General features: G+C 40.6%; 1 protein-coding gene. It reads right to left on the bottom strand.

Features of this window, described 5'->3' with window-relative positions; all coding sequences use genetic code 11:
- Positions 1–487: 487 nt before the first annotated feature.
- Positions 488–831: integrase core domain-containing protein (locus DW938_RS14485; RefSeq protein WP_207660720.1), on the bottom strand; the 344-nt coding region annotated here is incomplete at its 5' end.

Here is an 831-nt window from a genome sequence, read left to right as displayed (position 1 = left end):
GTCTGCACGCTATGTGCGTAAACGAAGTACGGAAGATCAATGGAATTATCGATTACGAGAACGCTGTTGATTTTCAGCAAGGCTAAGATGGTGCGTAACGAATACGAACCGCAAAATTTAAATATGAAAGGACTGAACTGATTTGTTTACACGAATAACAACAATCAAGACAACGAAGTGGAGAGTGATTTATGCAGAATATTCACAAAGAAATAGAGGAGAAACCAGATTCAAATCAGTACCGACGCCGACATGATTACTCGCACATCGAAACTGTGATTGATGGAGTAACTTACAAAATCTTATCCGTTAGTCCCAGAGCAGATGAAGGATACAAGCCACAAAAAGTGTCGGAACTGTTCGCTTATCTTATTAACGGCAGATAAAATTATCAAAAAATTTTCTGGACTTTCAAGCCGGATAGTGATATATTGTAGCTGTATCTGGTTTTGTCAATATCACTTGACACATTTTATTCGAACAAGAATTATGCAACGAGAAAGATATGATCATAGTAGAGCTTTCTTCGAACTGCCGGAGGCAGCCCACCGTTGGCGGTGCAGATTCTTCTGTTGGTCCAGTAACTCATATAATATCTCCAGATCATAGTCTTCAACTCTCTCATAGTGTAGTTCTCCGATTTGTCCTCACGGCTGTAGAATAGCTCTTCTTTCATTCTTGCCCACATACTTTCACAGCGTGCATTATCATGACATCTTCCGCCGGCACTGTTCATGCTTTGAATGATCCCATATTTCTTTACAGCAGCTTGGTACTCTTCGCTTGTATACTGACTGCCTCTGTCCGAGTGGATGATACAGCCCTTTATAT

It is taken from the genome of Ruminococcus sp. AM43-6 (assembly GCF_003461785.1).
GTDB classification, from domain to species: domain Bacteria; phylum Bacillota; class Clostridia; order Oscillospirales; family Ruminococcaceae; genus Hominimerdicola; species Hominimerdicola aceti.
This window is presented reverse-complemented; position numbering and strand designations above follow the sequence as displayed.